The 16,593-nt window shown below is 53.9% G+C and carries 13 protein-coding genes and 4 tRNA genes; 14 read left to right on the forward strand and 3 right to left on the reverse strand.

What is annotated here, in order from left to right:
- Positions 1-12: 12 nt before the first annotated feature.
- Positions 13-426 (reverse strand): OsmC family protein, encoded by a 414-nt coding sequence (locus tag NBH13_RS03875; protein ID WP_003835595.1) that lies wholly within the window; start codon positions 424-426, stop codon positions 13-15.
- A gap of 239 nt (positions 427-665) precedes the next feature.
- Here NBH13_RS03875 and NBH13_RS03880 point away from each other — a divergent pair, with 239 nt between their 5' ends.
- From NBH13_RS03880 to NBH13_RS03890, 3 genes are read left to right on the forward strand one after another with little or no spacing between them, the layout of a single operon-like run.
- The gene (locus NBH13_RS03880) at positions 666-1,466 is read left to right on the forward strand and encodes a thymidylate synthase (RefSeq protein WP_186277542.1); all 801 of its coding nucleotides are present in this window, start codon (positions 666-668) and stop codon (positions 1,464-1,466) included.
- Between the two features lie 57 nt (positions 1,467-1,523).
- On the forward strand, positions 1,524-2,189 hold the full coding sequence (locus NBH13_RS03885) for a dihydrofolate reductase (protein ID WP_195506660.1): 666 nt from the start codon (positions 1,524-1,526) through the stop codon (positions 2,187-2,189).
- Positions 2,190-2,193: 4 nt separating this feature from the next.
- Complete coding sequence (locus NBH13_RS03890; protein WP_039197242.1) at positions 2,194-2,691, forward strand: low molecular weight protein-tyrosine-phosphatase; 498 nt, start codon at positions 2,194-2,196, stop codon at positions 2,689-2,691.
- 150 nt (positions 2,692-2,841) lie between these two features.
- Here NBH13_RS03890 and NBH13_RS03895 read toward each other — a convergent pair.
- Both NBH13_RS03895 and galE read right to left on the reverse strand, forming a co-directional pair.
- Positions 2,842-2,915, reverse strand: a tRNA-Asp gene (locus tag NBH13_RS03895).
- 243 nt (positions 2,916-3,158) lie between these two features.
- Entirely contained in the window at positions 3,159-4,169 is a 1,011-nt protein-coding gene (gene galE / locus NBH13_RS03900) for a UDP-glucose 4-epimerase GalE (protein ID WP_144165747.1), read from the reverse strand.
- Positions 4,170-4,403: 234 nt separating this feature from the next.
- Between galE and trmB the strand changes: the two genes are divergently transcribed.
- The 11 genes from trmB (at position 4,404) to NBH13_RS03955 (ending at position 16,541) form a co-directional block, all read left to right on the forward strand.
- On the forward strand, positions 4,404-5,237 hold the full coding sequence (trmB, locus tag NBH13_RS03905; protein ID WP_410050785.1) for a tRNA (guanosine(46)-N7)-methyltransferase TrmB: 834 nt from the start codon (positions 4,404-4,406) through the stop codon (positions 5,235-5,237).
- Between the two features lie 167 nt (positions 5,238-5,404).
- A tRNA-Glu gene (locus NBH13_RS03910) sits at positions 5,405-5,476 on the forward strand.
- A 25-nt stretch (positions 5,477-5,501) separates the two neighbouring features.
- Positions 5,502-5,575: transfer RNA gene (locus NBH13_RS03915), tRNA-Asp, on the forward strand.
- Between the two features lie 21 nt (positions 5,576-5,596).
- Positions 5,597-5,672: transfer RNA gene (locus tag NBH13_RS03920), tRNA-Phe, on the forward strand.
- 265 nt (positions 5,673-5,937) lie between these two features.
- Positions 5,938-8,145: an NAD-dependent epimerase/dehydratase family protein gene (locus NBH13_RS03925; protein WP_250779043.1), complete on the forward strand. Its 2,208-nt coding sequence runs from the start codon at positions 5,938-5,940 to the stop codon at positions 8,143-8,145.
- Positions 8,142-9,056, forward strand: coding sequence for a hypothetical protein (locus tag NBH13_RS03930; protein ID WP_250779046.1), 915 nt, complete (start codon positions 8,142-8,144; stop codon positions 9,054-9,056). The genes NBH13_RS03925 and NBH13_RS03930 overlap by 4 nt, the downstream gene beginning before the upstream one ends.
- Positions 9,053-10,930 carry a DUF2194 domain-containing protein gene (locus NBH13_RS03935; protein WP_250779048.1) on the forward strand — a complete coding sequence of 626 codons (1,878 nt, stop codon included), beginning with the start codon at positions 9,053-9,055 and terminating at the stop codon, positions 10,928-10,930. The genes NBH13_RS03930 and NBH13_RS03935 overlap by 4 nt, the downstream gene beginning before the upstream one ends.
- Positions 10,927-12,360 carry a GT4 family glycosyltransferase PelF gene (pelF, locus tag NBH13_RS03940; RefSeq protein WP_250779050.1) on the forward strand — a complete coding sequence of 478 codons (1,434 nt, stop codon included), beginning with the start codon at positions 10,927-10,929 and terminating at the stop codon, positions 12,358-12,360. Before NBH13_RS03935 ends, pelF begins: the two co-directional genes overlap by 4 nt.
- Before the next feature lies 1 nt (position 12,361).
- The gene (gene pelG / locus NBH13_RS03945) at positions 12,362-13,909 is read left to right on the forward strand and encodes an exopolysaccharide Pel transporter PelG (RefSeq protein ID WP_250779052.1); all 1,548 of its coding nucleotides are present in this window, start codon (positions 12,362-12,364) and stop codon (positions 13,907-13,909) included.
- Positions 13,910-13,912: 3 nt separating this feature from the next.
- On the forward strand, positions 13,913-15,727 hold the full coding sequence (locus tag NBH13_RS03950; RefSeq protein WP_250779054.1) for a CotH kinase family protein: 1,815 nt from the start codon (positions 13,913-13,915) through the stop codon (positions 15,725-15,727).
- Positions 15,717-16,541 carry a polyphosphate polymerase domain-containing protein gene (locus NBH13_RS03955; RefSeq protein ID WP_099570910.1) on the forward strand — a complete coding sequence of 275 codons (825 nt, stop codon included), beginning with the start codon at positions 15,717-15,719 and terminating at the stop codon, positions 16,539-16,541. The genes NBH13_RS03950 and NBH13_RS03955 overlap by 11 nt, the downstream gene beginning before the upstream one ends.
- Positions 16,542-16,593 lie beyond the last annotated feature (52 nt).

Consider the following 16,593-nt stretch of genomic DNA (forward strand, 5'->3'; position numbering starts at 1 on the left):
TTACAAAAAACGTTAGTGCTTGATGGTGACGTTCATACGGACCGGAGTCTTCTCCACGTACGTATGCTTCACCGTGCAGCCCTTGTCAATATGACGGGTGACACGTTCCTTGAATTTCTCGGCATCCTCGTCGCTCAGACCGGCGTCGGAAGCGTCGATGACCACCTGTTCGTCGAAACCGATATAAGCGTCGTTGTCGGCGTCATAGGTGCCATCCACAACGATTTTCGCACCCTTGCCCTCGCCCAGCGTATGCTCGACGGCGAACTGGCTCGACAGTGCGGCACAGCCGGCCAAAGCGATTTTCATCAGGTCGCCAGGCGTGAACTGGCCACGGCCTTTGCCGAACTTGATATGCGCGCCATCCTCGCTGAACGCATCCCAGGAACCGTCTTTGTTGCGCTCGACCCACAGCCTCTTGCCCATGGTGAACTCCTCATCGTCTTGCCGGGAGCGCCATTCGCTCCTCGCCTACATACCTAATGTAATCCATCGATGTTCATTCACAGTGAAGCATTCCGAAAAGCGCAGGAACCATCAACGCGCGGGCGTATGTGCTTGACCTGCGATTTTGTGCTGTTAAGCTTGCAAGCATGGCTTTGACACCTGAACAACTTGCTGATATTCGTACTCGCATTCCGGCACGCCCGGAAACCGACATTCCCATGCCTTATGAGGATTTGGTACGTCGTATTCTGACGGAGGGCACGTTGAAGTCCGATCGCACGGGCACGGGCACCATCAGCCTGTTCGGTCAGCAGATGCGATTCGACCTGAGCGAGTATTTTCCGCTGCTCACCACGAAAACGGTGTTTTTCAAGGGACTCGCCTATGAGCTGCTGTGGTTCCTGAAGGGGTCCACGAACGTGCGTTGGCTGCAGGAACACAATGTGCATATTTGGGATGAATGGGCCGATGAGAACGGCGATTTGGGCCCCGTGTATGGTGCGCAGTGGCGCAGCTGGCCGGCGCCTACGCCTGATGATCCCAATCGCACCATCGATCAGATCAGCAATGTGCTCGATCTGGTCAAGAACCATCCGGATTCTCGCCGTATGGTCGTGTCCGCTTGGAATCCGGCCGAAGTGGAGAATATGGCGTTGCCGCCATGCCACGCGCTGTTTCAGTTCTACGTGGCGGACGGCAAGCTTTCATGCCAGCTGTACCAGCGTTCCTGCGACATGTTCCTTGGCGTGCCGTTCAATATTGCGTCCTATTCGTTGCTGACGCTGATGATCGCCCAGCAGGCCGGACTGCAGCCGGGGGAATTCGTGTGGACGGGCGGTGACTGCCATGTGTACGACAATCACATCGATCAGGTTCTGGAGCAGTTGAGCCGCGATCCATATCCGTATCCGCAGATCCGCATTAACAAAGCCGCTTCTCTGTTCGATTACGATTACAGTGATTTTGAAATCGTCGGCTACCAGCACCATCCAACCATCAAGGCGCCGGTGGCGGTCTGAGAGTCGTCGCCAGACGTTAGACTACTGACCCTAGTTCGACTTCAAGGAGTGAGTGAAATGGAGCATGACAGTAGCCGCAGTGGCTATCACGAACCCGAGCCCGGACTTGCCGGGCTTGAGAACGAGGAGGATTGGGGTGATGATTTCCCCAAGACGTTCTCGGTGAATCTGATTTGGGCGCAGGCCTGTGACAAGGAAGGTCATGACGGCGCCATCGGATTCGAGGGTGGTATGCCGTGGCATCTGCCCGAAGATATGAAGCGTTTCAAGGAGCTTACCGTCTCGCATCCGGTCATCATGGGGCGTAAGACGTGGGAATCCCTGAGTCCGAAGTATCGTCCGTTGCCGAATCGCGACAATATCGTGGTTTCGCACGATCCGTCTTATAGGGCGCCTGGAGCGACCGTGGTCGACAGTTTGGATGATGCGCTTGATCTGGCCCGTCAGGAAGCCATTCCGGATGATGGTCTCGACCGCAGCGAAATCTGGATCATCGGTGGCGGTCAGCTGTTCCACGAGGCGATGCCGTTTGCGGACAAGGCGTATGTGACGCAGATCAGCATGCACGTTGACGCCGACACCTATGCGCCTGACATCAAAGGCCTGGTGGAATCCGGGGCATGGAAGGTGGCCGAGGAAGGCGTATGGCAGGGCACGACGAAAGGTTCCGACGACATCGCCGGATTCCGTTTCATAACCTTTGAAAGAAATCACGAGGAGTAAACCCATGTATACCGTGATGACCGTGTGCACCGGCAACATCTGCCGCTCTCCCATGGCCGAGATCATTCTGCGCACCGAATTCGAGCGTCGTGGGCTCGCCGACAAGGTCAATGTCGAATCCAGCGGTGTCAGCGATGAGGAATACGGCAATCCGATCGATCGTCGCGCCGTCAAGGTGTTGCGTGAGCGTGGATATGAGCTTCCGGCGCACCATTTCGCGCACCGCATCACTCGTGATGAGATCGAGCGCACCGACCTGTTCTTGCCTATGACCGCTTCCCACATGCGTGCGTTGTTGCGTCAGCTTCCGCAGGCCAAGCGTGAGAACGTGCACATGTACCGTAGTTTCGATCCGAATCTTGCCAAGCCTGCTGCAGGCTACGAAAGCGAGATTGATCTGGTCGATCCATGGTATGGTGGCGCCCACGAATTCGAAGTGGCAATCGATCAGATTGAGGAAGTGGCTCCGTTCATCGTCGATTGGGTCGAGCAGCGGCTCTGAACCTATGTTGAATGTGCCATTCGAGGCGATTGAAAAAGCTCGGTTTATTTGAACCGGGCTTTTTTGTATGAGATATACACTTGTGTGGCAACCGCAATACGGCGATCTCAAAAAGATATTTGAAAAGAATTAAAAAAAGAAATAAAAAAGCGACCCCGGCCGGACTTGAACCGGTGACCTCCGCCGTGACAGGGCGGCGCTCTAACCAACTGAGCTACGGGGCCATTGTTTCAGTCTTGCGACTGGCAACAGATACATATGTTACGGCAAAGTCGCCATTGTGCAAATTGCGGCGTGTCATCGGCGAATATTTGCATGGATCGGCGAAAGAAAATGTTTGTGGAATCGGAAATAGCGAGAAAACAAAGCAACGGCCGGTCGTGTATGAGGGGAAAACTTCTCATATACGACCGGCCGTTACATTTGCGGTGCCGTGTTGTCGCTCACGACACTACGTCTTGTTGAAATCAGTCGGTCTGCTTCCAGGTCTCGACGTCGATGTGGTGTTCCGGATTGGCCTGCCATGCCTCCCAAGCGGACTTCACGATGTCTTCCACGTTGTACTGTGCGTGCCAGCCCATCTCTTCGTTGATGCGCTTCGGGGAGCCGATCAGGTGCGGCGGATCGCCTGCGCGGCGGGCCATGACGGTCTCTTCGAACGGCAGGCCGGTGACCTTTTTGACCTCATCGACGATCTGGCGCACGGAGGTGCCTTCGCCGGTGCCGACGTTGAAGGCATCGTACTTGCGCTCGTCGCGGTCCAGATACTTCAGGGCGGCGATGTGGGCGTCGGCCAGATCAGAGACGTGGATGTAGTCGCGCACGCAGGTGCCGTCCGGAGTCGGGTAGTCGTCGCCGAAGATTGCCGGAGCCTTGCCCTTCTTCAGTCGGTCGAACAGCATCGGGATGAGGTTCAGGATTGCCGGATCCTCGAGCTCGACCGGGCCGCAGCCAGCCACGTTGAAGTAGCGCAGACCGCAGAAGCGAATGCCATACGGCTCTTCGCAGGCGCGAGCCATCCACTCGCCGAACAGCTTGGTCTGGCCGTACGGGTTGATCGGCAGCATCGGAACGACGTCTTCCGGCACCACGTCGACCGGCGGAACGCCGTAGGTGGCTGCGGAAGAGGAGAAGACGAGCTTCTTGGCGCCGGAGTCGCGCATGCCGGTGAGCACGTTGAGCATGCCGTTGATGTTCTGCTGGTAGTACCACAGCGGCTTCTCAACGGATTCGCCGACCTGCTTGCGGGCGGCGAAGTGAATGACGGAGTCGACACCTTCGGCCTTCATGATTTCGGCGAGACGTTCGCCGGCACCCGGAGCGGCGATGTCCATGCCGTACAGGCGGGAGCCTTCGATGCGGGTTGGCTTGCCGTAGCTCAGATCGTCAACGACGACGACCTGTTCGCCGGCCTGATGAAGAGCGTGGACGACGTGGGCGCCGATGTAGCCGCACCCACCAGTGACGAGAACTGTCATGTTCTGGCCTTTCCTCCAAATGAGCGATAAAGCGTTTTGGTTCGAAAAACGAACGTTCAACGAACGTTGTTCACTTTTGCTCTAGTTTGTTACCTTTTGAACAATTTGAGTATAACACATGAACATGAACGCACATAATCGATCCGTTCCTGCGTTTCCTCTATAAATTAGGGTATGCAAGAAGATGTGAACACGCCGAATGAGAATCAAGTAAACGGCGAAAGCGAACAAAACATGTCAAAAACGCACGGTGAACGACCATCCGATGAGGGGCGGCGCCCTGCTCTGTATGGACGCAAGGTGCTTTCCTTCGTACGTCGTTCCGCCAGGCTCGACGCGCGCTTGCAGCGCGCATGGGATACCTATGCCGATACCTATCTTTTGGATGTCAATGCAGGTGAAGGCTCCCTTGACGTGCGAAACGATCTGGTGTTTGACCAGTCGTACATTGCGGAAGCGTGGGGCAATGCCAATCCTCTGATTGTGGAAATCGGCACTGGTCAGGGCGAAAACGTTGTTGCCGCGGCCGCCGAGCACCCGGAAATGAATTTTCTGGCGCTCGAAGTCTACGATCCGGGCGTGGCGCACACCATGCTGCTTGCGGGCAAGCAGGGCCTTGCCAATCTGCGCATCGCACAGGTCAACGCTCCTGAACTCTTCAAGGCCGCCGCAGATGGCTCGATTGCCGAAGTGTGGACCTTCTTCCCCGATCCGTGGCCTAAGATGCGTCATCACAAGCGCCGCATCGTGCAACCGGAGCTTGCCTGTGAGGTTCATCGCACGCTGCAGGCTGGGGGAGTGTGGCGTATCGCTACCGATATTGAAGACTATGCATTGCATGTGCATGAGGTCATGGATGGTATTGAAGGATTCCATAATGACGGCGCGCTGACGGTGAGTCTGCCGGTTGAGCATGTCGGCAAGGGAAATGCCGACGAAGCCGCAAGTCTGCGACACGCCGATTTCAGTGAATCCAAGCGTTTTTCCGGTCGAGTTTTGACGAATTTCGAGAAAAAAGGACTTGCTGCCGGTCGTGTGATTCATGACTTCACGTATCGCCGCGTATGAGGCTTCGTGTTGTGCTGTTCGTGTGATGAAATGGCTTTATTTCAACGATTTTCAACATATGAACAGCATGATTTCCGCGATTGTGCAGCGTTGCGACACGCCGAGACTTGCATGTTCCAAGGATTCGCGTATAGTTAAGCGAGTTGTCACGCGGAAACGCTGAAAGCGCCCCCTTCGTCTAACGGTTAGGACACCAGACTTTCAATCTGACAACGAGAGTTCGACTCTCTCAGGGGGTACTTACCTTGGTAACAAGGTGGCAATGGCCCCGTAGCTCAGTTGGTTAGAGCGCCGCCCTGTCACGGCGGAGGTCACCGGTTCAAGTCCGGCCGGGGTCGCTCGAACAGATTCCTGTTCATGGCTCTGTAGCTCAGTTGGTAGAGCGAACGACTGAAAATCGTTAGGTCAGCGGATCGATGCCGCTCGGAGCCACCATGGTTTGAAACCTCGGAAATCTCCGAGGTTTTTGTTTTTCGCCACAATTTTGGTCATATATGCCGTTGGTCTTCGGTAGCAGGAGAGGGCATTTTCCGATGGGTGCGTCATCTTATGCGTTACTTGGAAGTGACTAAGAACCCCCGCTGAAGGGGGAATTTGTCTGTTGACGCATTACACTGGAATACCGTAAAGCAAGAACAATGGGGGTGGGGGCAGAGCTATGCCATAACCTCGTCAAGGGAGTATTCACTGGGGCGGCGGCATGGAAGTGCTTTTGGTTGGCAATACCGACTTCATTACCAAACAGTGGATTCAGCATGCCTTTCCCCAAGACCATGTGGTGATAGCGGAACGAGAAGGCACTGTAGACGGCAATGACCGTCTCAGAATCGTCAACATGTCTGATGCCAGCACCCTTGCTGAAACCCTCACCACATACGAATTTGATCGCATCGTATTCTTTTCCGAAGATCTGACCCCACGCAGCGACCGAGACGGCGATCTGGGAACATTGCGAAGACTCCTGCATGCCATTCGCAACAGGCAAACGCAAATGCTGATGGTCAGCGGCCCCGAAGTCGAATTCACCTATCCGGAAAACGCCGACGTACGCGATACCAGCAAAAGCCTGATGTCTCGAGCGTTGGAAGAACTCTGCCTGTATTACGCACGCACGTATCAGATCGAAGTCAAAATCATTCGTAGTCCGTACCTGTATGCGCCGGATCGTAATGGCGTTACCGCATATTTCAACACCTTGTTTGAACAGGCCGAATCAGGCGCACTGTCATTCCACGAACGCAAAAGCCAGAAAACGTGTTTTCTCTGCGCCGACGATCTCGCCGAATTGATCTACCGTATTTTCGATGATTGGACCGCTGACAGCGAAATTTTCCGCATACCAAACGTTTCCAATTTCACATACGGCGATTTGGCCGAGGTAATCGGCAAAGCGTTTCCTGGCATGTCGGTCACGTACGGCAACGATCGTCCGCAACGCTACCCGGACGACGATCATGCGCTTCGATTGCGATACGGCTGGTCGCCGCGATATTCGCTCAAACAGGATCTTCCCCCAGTGTTGCAGCGCTGGAAAGAGGCGCGTGCTCAGGAACAATCCGAAAAGCACCCGATCTGGGATTCTCTACGCAACCATTCAAAACCATGGATCGCAATCGAAATCTTCATCACGTTCATATTGGAAGAACTGCTTCGCACCGCGGTACAAGGCAACAGCCAGTTGGGAACAGTGGATTTGCGCTTGTTTTTCGTGGTGATTGTCGGCACGATGTACGGACTGAACGCAGGTGTGTTCGCGGCCGCGCTCGCATGTGCCGGCATGGCGTTGTCATATGCATCGAAGGGTGCGTCATTCGCTCCGCTGTTTTACGACACGTCGAACTGGCTTGCGTTCGTAGTGTATTTCGTTGCCGGCGCAGTATGTGGGTATGTGCAGCTGCGTAATCGCGAAAACCTGCGATTCATGCGTGACGAAAACAGTTTGCTGCGTGAACGACTTGCGTTCCTGCGTGACCTGTACCACGATGTGCTTGATGATCGTCGTATGCTGCGCGGGCAGATTATCGGCAGACGTGACAGTTTCGGCAAAATGTATGCGATGACCCGTGAATTGGACGAAGTGCAGCCGCAAAAGCTGTATCACACGACCATTCGCATTATGCAAGACACATTGGGCGGCGATAGTTTCGGTATTTACCGAATCGATAATGGTGGTCGTTTCGCGCGTTTGATGGCTGCGAGTCCGCAGACTGAATCCTTATTCAGTAAATCGGCGCTGCTCGAGAATTATGCCAACATTGTCATGGCCTTGGACCATGGCGGATTGTGGGTAAATCGCAATCTTGAACAAAACCTTCCAATGTATGCGGCGGGCGTGCATGCCGATGGCAAGCTGGCCGTGGTGATTGTGCTTGCCAAAGCGCAGCCCGACCAAATGAACCTGTACTTCCAGAACCTGTTCACCATCATGTGCGGCTTGGTGGAATCCGCGATGGTACGCGCCTTCGATTATGAGGATGTTGCACGGCAGTCGATGCTGGTACCCGGCACTGAATTCCTGAACGCCCAGGCGTTCCTGCCCAAAGTGTTGGCCGCCAATGAACTCAAACACGACCATATGGGCGATCACCTGCTGTTGCGTGTGGAAGACGCCTGGCAAGACGATGGCAGCCGCCTGAGGGGAGCCATTCGTCAAACGGATGAGACCGGCGTACTGCAGGACGGCAATGTGTATGTGCTCATGAATCAAGCCAGCGAGCATGAGCTGCCGATCATCAACAGGCGTTTGACCCAAGCCGGACTGCATGTGACGCGCGTTTGCGACCAAGAGGAAGACACGCTGCTAGCGGAGGCTTCGGCGCAAGTGGCCGTCGAAACGCGAGCGGATGAAACGCCGCGCAACAACGCTGCACCGAATGACTCCGCATCGCACGAAGGTGGCGCAGCATGAATGCGACGGTGATGGCGATGCTGCTTATCGCCGTGCATGTAATGATATGCGTGCTGATGTGCGTATTGTCTCGTTTTGGCGTGCTTCGTGTGGAAGGGCGTCTGCTTCCTTTTATGCTGCTGGTGCCGCTGTGGGGGCCGTTATGCGTGCTCTTGCTGCATGTGCGTACGCTGATTCGTGCGGGCGAGCATACGGCTCCAGGTCTCGAACAGATGCGTGTGGACGATGAGGAACGTCGAAGCATTCTCGTTGAGGAACGTACCGATTTCGCCAATACCGTGCCGTTGGAAGAGGCGTTGATCGTCAATGGTCCCAGTCATCGACGCAGCTTGGTGATGTCCATTCTCAACGACAATCCCAGCCGTTATATCGATGTGCTGTCGCAGGCCCGACTGAATGAGGATGTGGAGGTCGTGCATTACGCGGCTACCGCCTTGGCACAGATCAGTGCCAAGGAAGATCTTGCATTGCAGCGCTGCCGCAACGATTATCTGCAGCATCGAAATTCCGAAACGATGTTGGAACGCTATTGCGATGCGCTGGAACGATATATCAATTCCGGTATTGCGCAAGGATACGCATTGCAGTTGCAGAAGCAGCGATATGCCGAAGTATTGCAGGAACGACTTCGCCAACATGGCGATTATTACGTTGCGTGCCGTCTTGCGCAAATGCAAATCGATCTTGGACTCTTTGATGATGCCGCGCACACCATTGACGGCGCTATGGAACAGTGGCCGGATCAAGGCGATGTATGGCTGATGCGTCTACGACTCGATGCCGCACGCAATGATGGCGATGCGTTGCGCCACACCGTTCATCAAATCGAAAGCAAGCATATTTATCTCGGTGGCCAAGGAAGACGTGTGCTGCGGTTCTGGACCGGAACCAAGGAGGCTGAACGCGCATGATCAGAGGATTCCTGTCAGACGTGTTGGCCAAGTGGAAACGATTCCGCTGGCAAGGTTTGGTCAAAGTGTGGGCCGTGTTCATGGCCATCGCATTGGTGTTGCTGGTGGAAAGCTTGGGCGTGCATTACGGTGCCACGCGGTTCGACATTACGTATTTGGATCGAAACAAAGCCATTCCTGCAGCCAATGCCATCGCTGGCGAAAAAGCTACGAATCTGTTGGTGGTTGACAGTTCGCAGGAGGGTGTTGCTGATGCTGAGAGCATGCTCGACCGTGTGCTTCTTGACATGAAAGTGCCCACTGTCACTGTCGACCTTGCGAAAGGTGACGAGATTCCTGCATTGAAGCAGTATCAGACGATGGTGATTGCCATGCCTAACTTGGATCCGTTGGGCGAGCATGTGCTGCAGATCATGCAATGGGTCAAAAAGGGCGGCGGCGTCATGTTCGCCATGACCCCGGAGAAAACCGGCTATTTGGATGTGGTCGGCCCCCAGATCGGCATTGAATCGTCCTCATACGAATATGTGGTGACTGAGGGCATTACGCCGTCCAAGGATTTCATGTTGGGTGGCGGTCAGACGTACACGGTCAGCAACCCGTTCAAATCGTCGCTGAGTGTAAGCCTGAATGATCGCGCACAGGTCAAGGCCGTCAGCAGCAATGGGCGCACACCGTTGATTTGGAGCACGTTCGTGAATTCAGGTTCGGCTGTGGTGTGCAATATCGGTATTTACGGCAAGGTGTTTCGAGGTTTTTACGCTTCGGCGTTCAGCCTGCTCGGTTCTGCCACGGCCTATCCGGTGATCAACAGTGCGGCGTTCTACTTGGATGATTTTCCCTCTCCGGTACCGTCCGGCAGTGGCAAATACATCAAACGTGACTACAACATGAGTATTTCCGAATTCTATTCTCGGGTGTGGTGGCCTGATTTGACCAAGCTTGCGGAACGGTATGGCATTCGTTTCACCGGTGTGATGATCGAAAATTATGGTGATGACACCAAATCTGATCCCGTACGGCAGACGGATAACGCCCAATTCGAGTATTACGGAGGATTGCTGCTCCGGCAAAACGGCGAAATCGGATATCACGGGTACAACCATCAGCCGTTGGTGTTGCCGAATACGGATTACGGCAACGAATACACGTATGTGCAGTGGCCGAATCGCAAAGCCATCATCGATTCGTTGAACGAACTGATTGCCTTTCAAAAGGCAGTGCTTCCCGCTGCGACATCGTCAGTATACGTGCCGCCGTCCAATATTCTTTCCAGTGAAAGCCGCCAAATCCTCGGCGAGGATATGCCTCAGATTCGTGCCATTGCCAGCATGTTCCTTCCTACCGACAGTCCTCTGCCGTATGTGCAGGAGTTTGGCGTGGCCGCCGATGGTGTGGTTGAAGCTCCCCGTATTGTGTCGGGAAGCATGGTGAATGATTCATATATGCGTCTTGTTGCGGTTTCCGAACTCAATATGCATTACGTGAGTTCGCACTTCATGCATCCTGACGATTTGCTTGATGAGGATCGTGGTGCGAAAGAAGGTTGGGAAACCTATCGCAAGGGATTGGAAGATTATTTGGATTGGTTGGAGAAGTCGGCTCCGTCCATTCGTATGCAAACTGGAACGGAATGCGCTGCGGCGGTGCAACGATTCTCAGGATTGACGGTTTCGATGGCAACGTCCGATACCGGTTGGGATCTGAAACTCGGCAACCTTACCGATCAGGGCTGGCTCATATTCCGCGCGAACGATGGCACGCCTGGCAGGGTTCGCGGCGGAAGCCTAACCAAGCTGACCGGCAACTTGTATCTGCTCAAAGCTACGAGCGCCACCGTGCATATCGAACGCAAGACTGGGGGAGCGGCATGAGAATCTGCCTGGTTTTGGAAGGATGCTACCCGTATGTGCATGGTGGCGTGTCCACATGGATGCACAGCTACATCGAAGCGATGAAAGAGCACGAGTTCGTATTGTGGGTAATCGGCGCCAAAGCCGAAGACCGCGGCAAATTCGTGTATGACCTGCCCAGCAATGTGGTGGAAGTGCATGAGGTGTTTCTCGATGATGCATTGCGTCTCAGTGGCGAACGTGCGCAAGTATCGTTCACTGCCGAAGAATTGCAGGCGTTGCGTGAACTGGTGAATCTTGGCAGCCCTGATTGGGATGTGCTTTTCAACCTGTTCCACACCAAAGGCGTGCATCCGCTATCGTTCCTGCAAAGCCATGAATTCATCGACCTGTTTACGCAAATCTGCATGGAAGAATATCCGTATGTGGCCTACGCCGACGCTTTCCATACCGTGCGCTCCATGTTGCTGCCGGTGTTGTACTTGATGGGCTGCGAAGTGCCGGAAGCGCAGGTCTACCATGCGATTTCCACCGGATATGGCGGATTGTTGGCCTGTTTGGGCGGTTCCATCAACCATGCGCCGGTATTGCTTACGGAACATGGCATTTACACGCGTGAACGCGAGGAGGAAATCATTTCCGCCGAATGGGTGCTGCCGGCGTTCCGGCCGCGTTGGATCCGCTTCTTCTATATGCTTTCGGAACAGATTTACCATCGCGCATGGCGTATTACCAGCTTGTTTGGCCGCGCCCGTCTTATCCAGATTGATATGGGTGCGCCCGCCGATGCTTGCCAGGTGATTCCCAACGGCATTCAGTATGAGCGTTTCTGCGATATTCCTTTGAAACCCGATGACGGTTGGGTCGATATCGGTGCGGTGGTGCGCATGGCTCCCATCAAAGACGTGAAGACCCTGATTCACGCGTTTCATGAGCTTTCATCTCATGTTGACAACGTTCGCCTGCATATTCTCGGCGGCGTTGACGATCAGGAGTATGCTGACGAATGCTATGAGCTTGTGGAACAGTTGGGTGTGCGCAATCTTGAGTTCACAGGCCGCGTGAACGTGGTCGAATACATGCGAAAGCTTGATTTCACCGTGTTGACCAGCATTTCCGAAGGGCAACCATTGTCGGTGTTGGAATCGTTCGCAGCCGCACGTCCGTGCGTGACCACTGATGTTGGCTGTTGCCGTGAGCTTTTGGAAGGCGAGGATGGCGACGATTTCGGCACTGCTGGCTTCTACGTGCCCCCGATGTACCGCGAAGGCTTGAGTCGAGCCATGGAACGAATGTGTTCCAGCCGTACGTTGCGTGAAACCATGGGGCAAATCGGCCGCAATCGTGTGAACGCCTATTACCGTCATGAGCGCATGCTTGACGATTATCGCAAGCTGTATGCCGATACCGCGAATCAGTTCGGATTGAATCAGTTCGGATTGGAGCGCTGATATGGCCGGTATTGGATTTGAACTGAAGAAACTATTCCGCCGTAGAGGCTTGATGGCGATGCTGCGAGCTTACGGCTACGCCGGTGTGATTTGTGCCGGTCCGATGCTGTTGGGCGTACTCCTGCAGTTCGGTGTGCTGATGGTGAGCAGTTGGTGGCAGGTAGCACGCCCCGACCGTGATCTGCTCGTATGCATGATTACCTACACGCTGCTTGCTTCGTTGGTGTTGACGAGTTTTCTGTCGATGCCGGTCACCCGTTTTTTGGCGGATATGCTGTTTGATCATGATGAGAAGATGATTCTGCCGTCGTTCTGGGGTTCTACTGGCATCATGCTGGTAGTGGGCGCGGTGTTATACACGGTATTTCTGCTGTTTTCCGGTGCCACGTTGATGCAGGGAGCATTGTGTTTGTGGCTGTTTCTTGAAATGATCGTCAACTGGAATGCGATGAGCTATTTGACGGCCATCAAGGATTACAAAAGCATTCTGTATTCTTTCGCCGCTGCGGTGTTGGTGGCGTTCGTTACGTCATGCGTGTTGCTTGCGTTGACATGCCCGCCCGTGGAGTCGCTGTTGTTCGCAGTGGTGCTTGGCTATGGTGTGATGTTGGTGTGGGATGTGCTCTTGTTGCATCGGTATTTTCCGCAAAGTCGTAAGCATTCGTGGCTTTTTTTGCAGTGGGTCGATCAGTTTCTGCCGTTGGCATTGACCGGGTTGTTCACCACTATCGGCCTGTTCGCCCATTTGGTGATCACTTGGTGCGGACCTCTCGGCATCAAGGTGAAGGGTTTGTTTTATGGCGCGCCATATTACGATGTGCCCGCCATGCTTGCGTTTTTAACGATTCTGATCACCACGGTGAATTTTGTGGTGTCGGTGGAAGTGAATTTCTATCCGACATATCGTTCGTATTACAGTCTGCTCAACGATGGTGGCACGGTTAAAGACATTACCGTTGCCGAAAATGAAATGCTGGCTGTGCTCAATCGAGAATTGCATTACACGGCGTTGAAGCAATTGTTGGTGACCGCTGCCGTGATTTCGTTGGAAAAAACAGTGTTGAACGCGCTTCCTTTGGGCTTCAACGATGCGATGCATGGATATTTTCGTGTGCTATGCGTCGGATATGCGCTGTATGCGGTCGGCAATACCGTAATGCTGATCCTGCTGTACTTCACCGATTATTCCGGTGCGTTGACTGCATCGGCATTATTCGCCGGGTCGACGGTCATTTTCACGGTGATCGGACAGTTCTTCACTACTACACTGTTCGGCTTCGGTTTTCTGATGGGAGCGTCGCTGTTCGCTATTTATGCGACATTCCGGCTCGCCTCATACACCGACAATCTGCCATACCGAGTGCTGGGGCAGCAGCCGATTGTGGCACAGACGAAACGTGGACGTTTCACCGAACTGGGCATACTGCTTGAACACGGCGAACAACGAATCGATCAATCACTGCATCGCACGGAATATAAGAGGCACGTGCGGCGCGAGTGCGGGACGAACATTACAGAAGCGCACAATACAATCGGGGAGGAATCGTAAATCATGACATGGTGGAATCGACGCAACACAAAAGCTATTACCACGCTTGTCAAGCAAATAGCGGCATTGACGGCAATGCTGATGGTGCTTTCCTGCGCTGGGTGTGCGACTTCATCACCCAGCGATAATGAACAATCGCAATCATCGGATTCAACGCAGACGCATGAGCAAGTCAAGAAAAGCGCTGAACAAAGCATCGACGGCGCACACTTGCGCGACAACGAATCGTTATACAAGGTGTATGACGACAGCGGCGTGGAAACCATGTATCTGACGGTATCGCGCGGTAATTCGTCGGAAGGAACCGACCATAGCTGGAGTGAAATCAACCAGTATTCTGTTGATGACTATGCGGCAATGGGCGTTGGACGCTACAAGGTCAATGGTTTGCTGCAGGTCGGCGACGAACAGGGGCCGGTTTCCGGGGAGCTTGGTTTTGGCGAAAGCGCGCCGAACGCCACCGTGCAGGTACGTGGTCAGTCATCGAGCAAAAACGAGCAGAAGAACTACAAGATCGAGTTGAAAAGCGGCAAAGGCAAGTGGCGTGGACAGCGTACCATCGCATTGAACAAGCATATGGGTGAAGGTCTGCGTTTCCGCAACAAAATGGCGTACGACCTTATCAAAGGCATCGACCAGATGATGGGACTGCGCACACAATTCGTGCACTTGTACGTGAAAGACGAGACCAGCGGATCGGATTCCTTCGACGATTACGGTCTGTACACGCAGGTCGAACAGCTTAACAAAACCGCATTGCAAGCGCACGGACTTGATAAGAACGGCCAGCTGTACAAAGTCAATTATTTCGAATTCTATCGAGACGAAGACGTGATCAAACTCGCCGACGATCCCGACTACAATCAGACAAAATTCGAAGAAAAACTGGAAATCAAAGGCGACAACGACCATACCAAACTAATCGCCATGCTGGATGATCTCAATGATTATTCCGTGCCGATGAGCAAAATCCTCGGCAAATATTTCGATACCGAAAACATCGCATATTGGATGGCTTTCCAATTGTTGACCGGCAACACCGACACACAAAACCGTAATGTGTACCTGTATAGTCCTACGAATTCGGATACTTTTTACCTGCTTGACTGGGACAACGACGGTATGCTCATGCGCAAGGAATATGAGATCAGGCAACGTGCCGACGGCCAAAGCTGGGAAAACGGCATCAGCAACTATTGGGGCAACATACTGTTACGACGTTGCCTGCAGACCAAGTCGTTCCGCACCGCGCTCGATAAAGCCATCAACGACGAATACAAATACATGAGCGCCGGTCGCATCAATTCCATGGTGCGGCAGTATCGTTCCATCGTTGAGCCATACGTGCAGAAGATGCCCGACTCCATGCATGAGCCTCTGACGCCAAGCCAATATGACACGGTGGCAAACCAATTGCACAGCGAAATCGAGCGGAATTACCAGACGTACCAAACCGGATTCAACAAGCCCATGCCGTTCTATATCGGCAAGCCGACTCCCGCCAACGGCAAGCTTAAGCTCAACTGGGATGTGGCCTACGATTTCAACGATGAGGATCTGCGCTACACCGTCACCGTGTCCAAGGACTATGCTGGCAACGACGTAGTGTTCTCGCAAAGCGATGTCGTGCTGCCGGAAGCCGTGATAGATATGCCTGGCGAAGGCCAGTACTTTATCAAGGTGAGCGTTCGCAATGCGTCAGGCTACACGCAAGACGCGTTCGATCATTACATCACCGACGGCAACAAGATTTACGGCACCAAATGCTTCTATGTGAAAGCCGACGGCAGCATTGTGGAGGATGCCAATGCGCAGTGACGGTGGCAATCGCGGAACGTCGCTGCTGCAGCGCGTCAAACGTCGAGTCAGCGAAGAATTATCCGTTCCGCCGCGCACAGCCAAGGAACGGTTCCGTCATGAGCTCAAATATTTGATCTCATACGCGCAAAAAGCCGACTTGAATGTGCGTATGGCGCCGCTGCTTGGCCTTGACAAGCATGCGCGCAACGGTGGCTATATGATTCGCAGCCTGTATTTCGACGACTATTGGAACAGCGCATATCAGGAAAAAGTCGACGGTGTGCTGCTGCGTAAGAAATACCGTATTCGCATCTACGATTACAGCGATCGCGTGATCAAACTGGAACGTAAACGCAAAAGCGACAGTTGGATCTACAAGGAGGACGCACCGCTCACGCATGAGCAGTTCGACCGTATTCTTGCCGGCGATTATGAGTTTCTGCGCGATAGCGAACATCAGTTGTGCCGCGAATTCTATGTGGAATGCGTGTGCAATGTGATGCGCCCTCGCGTGATCGTCGATTATGAGCGCGAACCGTGGATTCTTGACGCCGGCACCGTACGCATTACCTTCGATATGAACGTGCGCGCAGCGGTCGGTGGATTCGATGTTTTCGACGCCACACTGCCGGTATTGCCGGTGCTTGAGCCGGGCAAGCTGGTGATGGAGGTCAAATTCACCGAATTTCTGCCGCAAGTTGTGCGCGATCTGTTGCCTGGCAAGGCGCAGGAGTTGACGTCGGCTTCGAAATACGTGCTCTGCTACGACAAAGCCTCGTATTTGCGGGGGTTCGACTACTGGCAGGAAGGCTGGAGCGTGCCGAGCCTGTAAAGCCGTCTGTAAAGCCAAGTCTGTAATCAGCTGACACTTCGGCTGGCATATT

The sequence above is a fragment of the Bifidobacterium intestinale genome (assembly GCF_023656765.1).
Taxonomy (GTDB): domain Bacteria; phylum Actinomycetota; class Actinomycetes; order Actinomycetales; family Bifidobacteriaceae; genus Bifidobacterium; species Bifidobacterium hominis.